The sequence below is a fragment of the Wolbachia endosymbiont of Nasonia vitripennis genome (assembly GCF_048054115.1).
Lineage (GTDB): Bacteria > Pseudomonadota > Alphaproteobacteria > Rickettsiales > Anaplasmataceae > Wolbachia.
The window spans coordinates 1-10,793 of record NZ_JAFEVF010000027.1; the positions used below are offsets into that span (position 1 = coordinate 1).

Below are 10,793 nucleotides of genomic sequence, written 5' to 3' on the forward strand. Positions count from 1 at the left end.
TCTATGATATTATTTTTTGTAACATTGTTATACACATCATGATAAGGAAAATGGAAAAATGTGTAAAGTAATCTTTTTCACCTCTGTGAGCTACTTGAATTAAAAAAGAAGAGATACTAACCTCTTGCATTCAAACTCACATAAATCATGAATTATGCATGTTTCACACGAAGGTTTTTGCGCTTTGCAAACATATCTACCATGCAAAACTAGCCAATGATGAGCATAAAGTAGGTATTTTTTTGGCACTACATTCAAAAGAGACTGCTCTGTTTTAAGTACATCTTTTTCTTTCACAAGCCCAACTCTATTGCTCACTCTAAAAACGTGAGTATCAACTGCCAATGTTGGAATACCAAGCCCTGAATTTAAGAACACATTAGCGCTCTTTCTCCCAACCCCTGGTAAAGATACCAAATCATCGAAATTAGTAGGCACTTTGCTATTGTACCGCTCAATCAATATTTTACTGAGCCCGATTATATTTTTTGCTTTGGAATTATATAAACCAATACTGCTTATGCATTTTCTCAGCTCACTTTGCCCAAGATTCAACATTTTTTCTGGCGTATCAGCGATACTAAATAGCTCCTTTGTAATTTTATTAACACTTATATCGGTCGTCCGCGCTGACAGAACTATTGCAACTAATAACGTAAAATGATTGGTATAATTTAGCTCTATTTTTGGCGCAGGATTTGACTGTTGAAATTTTTCAAATATTAATTCTACTTTTTTTGAGTCCATGCATAGAGCTAAAAGCTTATACTATACTGTTTGCTGTGCAAATTCAATTGCTCGAGGATGAGGTAGTCCTTCAGTATTAACATCAGACATATCAGTTTTTACCTCATCAAAATTCCTTTCAGCAAACTCGCTTGCCACTTCTGCAAAACATTTTCTAACAAGAGGCATGATAATTGGCATTAACAGTTTTCGTGGATCATACCGTCCTAACAGATCAGTCTCCTTTTGCACTCTATCTCTTGGATCCTCTTCTAGTAAATCTTTTGTGTGCTTGTCAGCATATATTTCACAGCCTTTTGAGAAAATAGGAGCTAATGCTTCAATTAATACTGCCAATAACAATAGTGGACCAAGTACAGCTCCACCAACAGTTAATCCATTAGCAATGAAATTTATTGTAACTAAATAAACAGAAAAAGCAGCTAAAGGATAGTTGATCAGAAGTTTACTGCTTAGCTCGATATAGCTCATCTTACTTATGAATTCATCAGTAGAAATTTCTGAATTGGCATACTTTTTCATATAATGACCTACTAATAAACGAGAGGCGTTATTAATAATGATATTAAGTGCTATGATCCACCATGAAAAATAGCAACCTATAGTAATTGTAGTTAATATAGCTAAAGGCAGAAAACTTATTTTTGGTACTAACATTAGAGCATTTTTGCGCTCTATAAATTTCAATGCTAATGTCTTTTTATCTTCTTCAATTAGGCTTCTCTTTTCTTTTAGAGGAGTAATATAATTGAATAATTGTATGCTTGGCTTTGCTATATATTGATATAACTCTTGCATTAACTTTGCACTTTGTACACTCTTCTGAAAATTATCTAAATTTGGATTTAGCAAAATCCTCTCTATTTGAGCCTGAAGTTCATTATAGCTTTTTAGGTCTTCTCCAAACGAACAATCATTTCTTTTTAGTATAGCAATCAACCCATCAAAATCTTTACCTACAGCTTCTTCCTCACTGATTTTTAGCTCGTTAAACAACTTTCTCCTATAGTGAAACTCTCTTGCCGTTAAACGTCCATTACTTTCAGCACCAACACTGACTTTAACACAAGGATTTCCTGACTCCAAAGGTTCAATGTACTTTTTTAGCTCTTGATAAGCTTTATAAATCTGATCAAATCTATTTTTGTCTCCACCTTTGTCAGGATGGTTTACAAGAATTAACTTCTTATGCTGCTTCTTCAAAATTGCGCTAAGCTCTTCATAATTCTTGTCTACAACTTGCTTAGCTTCTATTTCTAATATGTCGAACAGATTAGCATTATCACGAAACTCCTGATTAGTTAACTTAAAATGTTGACTCATTACTATTCCTCACATAAATATATCATATTTAGTGTTTTACGCAAACACAAAAACATTAAGCAATAATCAGGAGAAAAAACCCTCTTTTCCATCATATAAATACAATTTATCCATTCTCACCACGTCAAAGCTATTTTCTTCAAGTTTGATTAGCAAGTTATTCACATCAATATTTGTAATAGCTTGCTTTTCATTATTTGCGATAAACCTGCAGGTTATTTGGTCACTTGAAGATTTTGAGCCTCCTGGCCAAATTGCAAGTCCTTTTGAGTATATTGCTATCATTTTCAGATTACTCGATTCAAATAATCTTACTATTTGATCAAAATTGTTGGATTTGTCCCAAGCAAGCGCTATATCACTACCCACTAGCTTTTTAACTTTGTAATCTTGTTCGTAATGGTCTTGTACTTTATTTATTTTACTATCCAAATCACTGCTAATTATAAGCTCAGGTAATGTTGCAGGTTTCTTTCCTAGATTATCTATAACAGCTTGTGCAAATTCTTTTGTCCCAACTTTCTGCTTGCTCTTTTTCTCCTTATATAAATCAGCAGTGTGTATTCCATCTTCTAAGGTTTTTAACCATGCATTGTAAATTAGCTTTGCAGTACTCACTTGACCGATATAGACCAACATATGCACTGCAGCATTTAAAAGACCAGAAGGATTAGCTATGTTTTTTCCTGCAATATCAGGAGCAGAGCCGTGAACCGCTTCAAACATTGCATATTCATTACCTATATTGCTACTTCCTGCAAGCCCTACAGAACCTGAGGTTTGTGCCACTATATCTGATAATATGTCGCCATATAGATTTTCAGTTACTATAACATCGAAATTCTCGGGTTCTGTGGCAACACGTGCCATTCCAATATCAACTATATAATGTTCCGCCTTTATATCCGGATATTCTTTTGCAATACGATCAAACGCTGCATGAAAAGCGCCGTCAGTCATTTTCATTATGTTGTCTTTAGTCAGGCAAGTTACTTTCTTTCTGTTATGTTTTTTCGCATATTCAAAAGCGTACCTGCATATTTTTTCTGAGCCAGATCTAGTAATAATTTTAGTGCATTGGTACGAGTCACCAGTGAGCCTATGCTCTATTCCGGTGTAAACGTCCTCTTCATTTTCGCGTATTACAACAACATCAAATTTATCGAATTTATTTTCTATAACAGGGTGATACGAAATGCATGGTCTAATGTTTGCATACAGCCCTAAGTTCTTTCTGAGTGCAACGTTTAAGCTTTTGTGCCCTTTGCCTTGAGGGGTGGTTGTTGGAGATTTGAGTAATATCTTTGTCCTTTCGATAGATTCCCAACCACTCGGAGAAATTCCATGAGACCATTCCTTACTATAAACACGCTCCCCTATTTCAATAATATCTATTGAGATCTCTGCTTTCGCTTCACGCAATATCGACAGCACCGCTTCCATAATTTCTGGTCCGATACCATCACCATACGCAACTGTGACTGATGTTGACATAACTTCCTTAACTGTAAATGATTTAATGTTAATTCAAATGATATAGTGGCACAAGCAGCTAGTACTGTACAAGTTGACATATTTACAGTTATTTAATAACATGTTCTTATGTCAGTTAGTAATGCGGGTGGGGGTGTATGGATACTAAAATAAGCTATGCAAGAGTTACGAGACGCATTTTTGCATTTGCGTTTGATCATATTTTATTAACGGCGATAAAGTATTTTATTGGATTTAACGTTGGATGTACCTTAGGTTCTTTAACACCCAATGCGGTTAAAATAATTTCAGACAACGCAACAATTCTTAATGTAACAGCGCTAATATTGGCATTAGCATTTTATGCATTTACGATAATAGAATTCGGCGGAACTCCGGGACAATTATTGCTTCGTATGCATATAAAAGACAAAAATACACTTGAAAAAATCACTATAACACAAACAATAATCAGAACAGGAACTTTTGGAGTGTTATATTTTATAATTTTTTATACAATATTGAGTATTTCTAGTCTATTTATAATTTTACCAATTATTATCATATTGTTTGCAACATTTGATAAGCATAAACAGTTCCTTAATGACAAAATTGCAAAAACAGTAGTGATAGACTATAAACCTAGTTGATGTTTTTCTTTAGTTGTTATCACCAAGGGTGTTATTCCAGCGCGTGACCCACATCTGTACGAACATTGCAATTAGCAGGTAATTTGCATAATAGACGGTGTCATTCCAGTGCTTGACACTGGAATGGCTTTGTTGCATCACTCTTCGGATAATAGGTAACGTGGAATAAATTCATGAAGCTATCTCAAATTTAGCCATGCCTATATCAGTAAATTTGTTAAGCAAATAACACTTGAGTAGCAGTTCTCTCTCACGATTAACCTCAGATTTGTTTCTAAAACTAAAACCAAATGTTTGCTTCAGTCGCGAGAAAAAACTTTCTATATAAGATCTCTTCCCATAATTTATCTCTTTTTTCCACCTCTTCATACCATCTTCATCATATGACTTTATGAGCTTGATTGTAGAATTTCTCTCATCCATATAATCCAACTTTGGATGCTCTACTGCATTATTTTGCGGAGGAATCCTTGTCTTTATGTCAAGCTCATCGCACAGTTTGTATAACTTCTTTCGATTATATGCCCTGTCTGCATATAGTGTGCTTATATTATATTTAACATCAATCCTTGCAATAAGATCACATGCTCCATAGTGGTCAGAATAAACTCCGCCACTGTATTTTGCTGCTATAACTTTTTTGCTACCTATCTCTAGCATTACATGCAGTTTTCTTGTTTGCTCATAGCGGCGATACTTTCTATCTGTACCATTTGCCTTGCTATGACCTGGAATATTATTGTAGATCAGTACTATCTATGGCAATCTCAATATCTTCTGTATTATTTTTATCATGTCTTCGATCATTAATTTTGATGTTAAGTTTTTTAAGCCTTCTTGAGGCCTGGGAATAGCTAATAACTTGCAAGTTTTTCCTTACTTGCTCAAGGTACCCTGCTATAAATCCCGCTGTTTGTCTCAGACCTATTCTAAATAAATAAGTTATTATGTGAACCAGAATCACGACCTTATCGCTATAAATATAGTTGCCACCAGCCATTTTTGGACCTTTTTCGTACCAATTTTCTATGGCATCATTGACGTAATAAAAAATATTTCCCCTCTCTTGGAGAAATTTGTTATATTCATGGCAGTTACTGACTCTCATTTTTTGTGGCATATTTTTCTTTAGTAGGTTAAATGCTTGTCTTATAGTGAATTTTGTCAGTAACTGCCAGTTCTTTTTATTTGACCTATGCAACAAAGCCCACTGGAATCCAGTTTTCCATATAATCTCATCGAAAACGTTGTAACCACTTTCTATGCTAGTGTGCTTTCATCAACCTGGATCCCAGTGTCAGCTACTTTCATGACAAGAAAAGAAGCACTGGTTTCACATGAATCTGAACAGATATCATGTTTTTCTTTAGTTTACTGCTTACAAAGTGACTTTTTTTGTTTCTGCATGAGCTAAATTAACTACCAATATCATACCTGAAGAACCCACCTGACCATTCTAGAAAATTTAACGCTGAGTACACTTTACTTTTAGCTTCTTCCACAGTATTTCCTTCTCCTACTATATTTAGCACCCTTCCGCCATCGGAAATCCAATTACCACTTTCATCCAACTTAGTACCAGCATGAAAAACTAGCACACCAGGAATGTTCTCAATTTTATCCAATCCTTTAATTACCTCTCCTTTTTGATAATCACCAGGATAGCCTTTACTTGCAACAACTACACAAACTGTAGTTTTGTGATTAAACTCCACCATTTTTGTATTTAACTTGCCTTCTGCAACTGACAACATCAACTTTAACAAATCACAATTTGGATCAAGTCTAGGTAAAATAGATTGTATTTCCGGATCCCCAAACCTAACATTATACTCAAGAAGCTTTGGACTATCTTTGCAAATCATTAAACCAGCAAAGAGTACGCCTTTATAGGATGTTCCCATGTTAGTCAGTGCTTGAATTGTAGGATATATTATTTTTTGGATAATTTTTTGCTCCATCTCCTTACTTATAATCGAAGGTGATGAGTATGACCCCATGCCTCCAGTATTTTGTCCCTCGTTATTTTCACCAACTCTCTTGTAATCTTTTGCACACCCAAGGGTTACTACCTTCAACCCATCAATAAGAGCAAAAAAACTTACTTCCTCTCCAATTAAAAACTCTTCTATGATTATTTCTTCACCTGACTCACCAAGATTTTTCTCCACTAGCATTGAATCTATTGCTGAAAAAGCTTCATTTTCTGTGTGGCATATTATGACGCCTTTCCCTGCTGCAATTCCATTTGCTTTAATTACAAGCGGAAATTTTATTTTATTACTACGGACAAAATTTTTAGCTAACCTTTCATCAATAAAACGTTCATACTTGGCGGTCGGTATACCATATTGTTTACATAGTTCCTTCGTAAAAGACTTTGATGCCTCAAGTTTTGCAGCTGCTTGACTTGGAGCAAAAACGTTTATCCCCTCCGCAGTTAAATCATCAGCAAGCCCATTAATTATCGGCTGCTCTGGACCAATAATCACTAGCTCTATATTTTCTTTCTTGCAAAATTGTGTAACATCCACTGAATCTTGAATATTTATATTCACAAGAACTCCAAAATTTTCCATGGCCGGGCGACCAGGAGTAACATATAACTTAGTCAAGGTAGGAGACTTCTTTAAAGCCCAAAGTAAAGCATGCTCACGCCCACCAGAACCTATAACCAGAACCTTCATCTTTATTTCCTCGCTTTTCTATATGTCAAAATTATTGTTTGCTTATAACAGTATCATTACTCATGTATCTTTGCAACACGTTTGGTATTGTAACTGACCCATCGGAATTTTGATAGTTCTCCATTATGGCAACAATTGTTCTTCCTATGGCTAAAGCTGAGCCGTTTAAAGTGTGAACGTATTTTTTTGTTTTTCTGTCAGTTTCTAAGAAGTATTTAGTGTTCATTCTTCTTGCCTGGAACGTACCGCAATTTGAGCAGCTTGATATTTCTCTGTACTTATTTTGCTCAGGTAACCATACCTCTATATCATAAGTCTTTTGTGCAGCAAAGCCCATATCACCACTACAAAGCAGCATTATTCTATACGGTAGTTCTAATTTTTTTAATATTTCCTCAGCAGCATTTGTCATGCGTTCAAGCTCATCATTTGACTGGTCTTCAGTTGTGATGCTTACCAACTCCACTTTACCAAATTGGTGTTGCCTTATCATACCTCTTGTATCTCGTCCTGCGCTACCAGCTTCTTTACGAAAACATTCTGAATATGCAGTAAAACGAATAGGCAGTTCTTTTTCTTCTATTATTTTGTCAGCAACTAAATTTGTTAAAACTACTTCACTTGTGGGAATTAATCTTAATTTATCGGTAGTTAAATATGAATCATCAAAAAATTTTGGTAGTTGACCAACATTATACATCGCCCTATCCTTTACTAAAACTGGATGATGCACTTCAGTATAACCAAATTCATTAACATGTGTTTCCAGCATAAAATTTATTAATGCTCGTCCAAGCTTAGCTAACTGTCCTTTTAGTATTGTAAACCTTGATCCAGAAATTTTTGCTGCTTGTTCAAAATCCATCAAGCCTAACCTTTCTCCGAGTTCATAATGAAATTTTGGCATAAAACTAAATTGCCTTTTTTCTCCATATTTTCTGATTTCTACGTTGGAGCTCTCATCTTCACCTATTGGCACGTTTTGTGCAGGGATATTTGGTAAGTTAGATAAGATCTTCATTAAGTTATCTTTCTCCGTTTGCTCGTTTAAGCTGATTGCTTTTATCTCATTTGTTATGTTTCTTGACACTTCTACATCATTTTCACAGGGGCTCTTGCTCATTTTAAGCTTCTTTATTTCCTCTGTGATTTCATTGCGCTGCCTATTTAAATCTTGCAATGTAGTAGTCAGTAATCTTCTTTCATCATCAACATCTAATATTTCTTTTGCAGTAAATTCTTTCACTCCTCTGCTTTTTATTGCTTTTTCAAATCCTTTAGGGTTTTTGCGTATATGTTCTATATCATGCATATGTTGTGCTATTACTAACATCATTACTCTACTTCAAAAGCTTTGAATGCTCAATATTTTTACATATAAATGCTAATATTGATTTTACCTTCATAATTTGCTAGAATTGATAAACGTGAAATATAATATGTTAGCCATCATAGAAAGATACAATAAATCTAAAGAGAGTACTCACTTCACTAAACTTAAGGCTAGTGGAAGATTTGCTGTCTACGCTTTTTGTATATATTTGGCGACTACATTTACCATTGGCTGTTTGGGATTGATAATGGGATCTTTCCTCTTAACCTTACCACTTGCTACGCTCATCTCCAACCCTATAGTTTGGATTTTAATGGGAATAGTGCTTACAGCAACATACAAGATGGTTATTGAACCTTTATTTTACTTGGTAAAAGATTATGTTGATGGAAAAGGAGTTTCAGAGGGAAAAGAAAGCGATGCTAAAACTGATGAGCTATTAAAATCACCAAAGCAAGAGCAAGCTGTAAATAATCAAGGAAATCCAAAAACCCCAGATGGGGATAGTGGTATTGTACCAGGAAGTGAACCTGCCTCAAGTAACAATAGTCGTAGAAATTCTAATGCTTCAGGAGATAGTGGTTTGGGTGGCAAAGAGTTTCATGAAGATTTACAAACTCTTATGCATCAGACAAATAGAGAAAATTACTATTACTGGCTACAAGAACATGATATTTCTCATATTGCAAGAGCTGTATATAACTATTCAGAAAATTCAAGTGGCAATGTACTTTTTTGTATTCCTGGTGATGTGAGTACTTTAAACTCAAAACTGAAAGAGTATAAAATAGAACAAGGGAACACAAAAAAAATCTTTGCCTCGATTATTAATTTAGGAGGAAATCACTGGGTAACACTGATAGTCACATGTAATGGTAACAGACAATTTAGAGCTTATTATTGTAACTCATTTGGTAATAAATTACCAAATGAGATTGAAGGAAAGGTAAAAGACGATATAAGTCTTGCTAATGAGATTGCTGAGAAGTGTCTAGTACCCTTAAATAATGAGGTGGGAAGTTTAATACGGAAAAGAGAAAATAATCCAGATAATGCTAGCCTTAAAGAGAAAAAAGATGATGTTGAAAAAACATTAGGTCATGCAAGAGAATATAGAAATAAGTTAGTTAGTAAGCCAATTGATACTAGTTATATAGTGGGCATATTGCAGGAAACCTTAGAGATAGGAAATGATAGCATAAAGAGTTCTGCGGTTGATCAGCAAAAAGATGGCTGTAATTGTGGAGTATTTGCTTTAGAAAATGCTCATAGGATTACGGAAATGCTCAACGAGGATAAATCATTTGATGAAATTGACAGAGAGTTATCAAAGTACAAGCCTAGGCCAGGACAATTGCACGAGAAGAGAAGAGAGTTCGCAAAAGCACTTATGGAGGATGAAGAGTGGAAAGAATCCATTGCTGAAGGTGGAATTTTACATGATACTATACAGCAGCTCATTTCTGAAGATAGTAAGAAAGAGGAGGCACAATCTACCATAAGTTCGATTATTCAAAATGTTATTACAACGTGTGCAAGACGTTTGGACTTAAGTAATTAATCTATAAAATCTATGTCCCTACAAATAGGAAGTTTGACGATTGATTCTCCAGTTATTTTAGCGCCAATGTCTGGAGTGACTGACTATCCATTTAGGAGTATTGTAAAGAAACTTGGTGCAAGTTTGCTAGTCTCAGAAATGATTGCAAGCAGAGCTATGATCATGCAAACTCGCCAGAGCATGCAAAAAGCAAAAGTCGATGAACTAACCGCTGTACAACTTGCTGGTTGTGAGCCTGATGTTATGGCGGAAGCTGCAAAGTTAAATGAGGGCATGGGTGCAAAAATCATAGATATAAATTTTGGTTGTCCAGTTAAAAAAGTTGTAAACGGTTACGCAGGGTCAGCACTTATGCGTGATGAAAAAAAGGCTGCTGAGATAATAGAAGCTGTAGTCAAGGCAGTGAGTGTGCCAGTTACAGTAAAAATGCGTACTGGATGGAATGACGAAAATCGTAATGCTCCGCGCTTGGCAAAAATTGCAGAAGATTTGGGAGCAAAGATGATTACTGTACATGGAAGGACAAGGGCACAGCTTTATAATGGTCAAGCAGATTGGAAATTCGTTAGAAATGTTAAAGAGCAGGTAAAAATTCCAGTTATAGTAAATGGAGATATTAAGAGTTTGAATGATGTTCAAAGTGCACTTAAAGAATCTGGGGCAGATGGAGTAATGATAGGTCGTGGTGCTTACGGCAAACCTTGGCTGATTAATCAAGCAATAAACTTTTTGAGTGGAAATAAAGTTTCTGAGCCAACAGCCTCAGAGAGATTAAGCATAATACTCAAGCATTATGACAGTATTCTTGAGTACTATGGAAGCGATACAGGAATAAAGATGGCCCGCAAACATATAGGATGGTACAGTAGCGGGCTTCAAAACTCATCTGAATTTCGTGTAAGAGTAAATAACATAATAGACAGCACAGAAGTGAAAGAAAATATAATTGATTTTTTTAGTTAAAAACAGATTAAATGTAATAGTTTAGACTTGATCTGACAAGCAAACAAAGTAAGATA

At 35.1% G+C, this 10,793-nt stretch carries 8 protein-coding genes and 1 pseudogene; 3 read left to right on the forward strand and 6 right to left on the reverse strand.

Going from position 1 to position 10,793, the window contains the following annotated elements; translation table 11 throughout:
• Positions 1–99: 99 nt before the first annotated feature.
• The 3 genes from nth to icd all read right to left on the reverse strand — a co-directional run bounded on the left by nth (position 100) and on the right by icd (position 3,564).
• Positions 100–747, reverse strand: coding sequence for an endonuclease III (gene nth / locus JR053_RS04150; protein WP_010402332.1), 648 nt, complete (start codon positions 745–747; stop codon positions 100–102).
• A 21-nt stretch (positions 748–768) separates the two neighbouring features.
• Positions 769–2,070 carry a molecular chaperone DnaJ gene (locus JR053_RS04155; RefSeq protein ID WP_010402333.1) on the reverse strand — a complete coding sequence of 434 codons (1,302 nt, stop codon included), beginning with the start codon at positions 2,068–2,070 and terminating at the stop codon, positions 769–771.
• A gap of 66 nt (positions 2,071–2,136) precedes the next feature.
• Positions 2,137–3,564, reverse strand: coding sequence for an isocitrate dehydrogenase (gene icd, locus JR053_RS04160; protein WP_416603634.1), 1,428 nt, complete (start codon positions 3,562–3,564; stop codon positions 2,137–2,139).
• A 137-nt stretch (positions 3,565–3,701) separates the two neighbouring features.
• On the opposite strand from icd, the gene JR053_RS04165 reads away from it, so the two are divergent.
• Positions 3,702–4,193 (forward strand): RDD family protein, encoded by a 492-nt coding sequence (locus tag JR053_RS04165; RefSeq protein WP_026097229.1) that lies wholly within the window; start codon positions 3,702–3,704, stop codon positions 4,191–4,193.
• A 171-nt stretch (positions 4,194–4,364) separates the two neighbouring features.
• On the opposite strand, the pseudogene JR053_RS04170 reads toward JR053_RS04165, so the two are convergent.
• From JR053_RS04170 to serS, 3 genes and pseudogenes are all read right to left on the reverse strand, one after another.
• Positions 4,365–5,313: pseudogene (locus JR053_RS04170) on the reverse strand (IS5 family transposase).
• A 295-nt stretch (positions 5,314–5,608) separates the two neighbouring features.
• Positions 5,609–6,880, reverse strand: coding sequence for a phosphoribosylamine--glycine ligase (gene purD / locus JR053_RS04175; protein WP_010402350.1), 1,272 nt, complete (start codon positions 6,878–6,880; stop codon positions 5,609–5,611).
• A 31-nt stretch (positions 6,881–6,911) separates the two neighbouring features.
• Entirely contained in the window at positions 6,912–8,192 is a 1,281-nt protein-coding gene (serS, locus tag JR053_RS04180; protein WP_010402352.1) for a serine--tRNA ligase, read from the reverse strand.
• 127 nt (positions 8,193–8,319) lie between these two features.
• Here serS and JR053_RS04185 point away from each other — a divergent pair, with 127 nt between their 5' ends.
• Both JR053_RS04185 and dusB read left to right on the forward strand, forming a co-directional pair.
• Positions 8,320–9,774 (forward strand): hypothetical protein, encoded by a 1,455-nt coding sequence (locus tag JR053_RS04185; RefSeq protein ID WP_416603637.1) that lies wholly within the window; start codon positions 8,320–8,322, stop codon positions 9,772–9,774.
• A gap of 12 nt (positions 9,775–9,786) precedes the next feature.
• The gene (gene dusB, locus JR053_RS04190) at positions 9,787–10,737 is read left to right on the forward strand and encodes a tRNA dihydrouridine synthase DusB (protein ID WP_010402373.1); all 951 of its coding nucleotides are present in this window, start codon (positions 9,787–9,789) and stop codon (positions 10,735–10,737) included.
• The last annotated feature ends 56 nt before the right edge of the window (positions 10,738–10,793 follow it).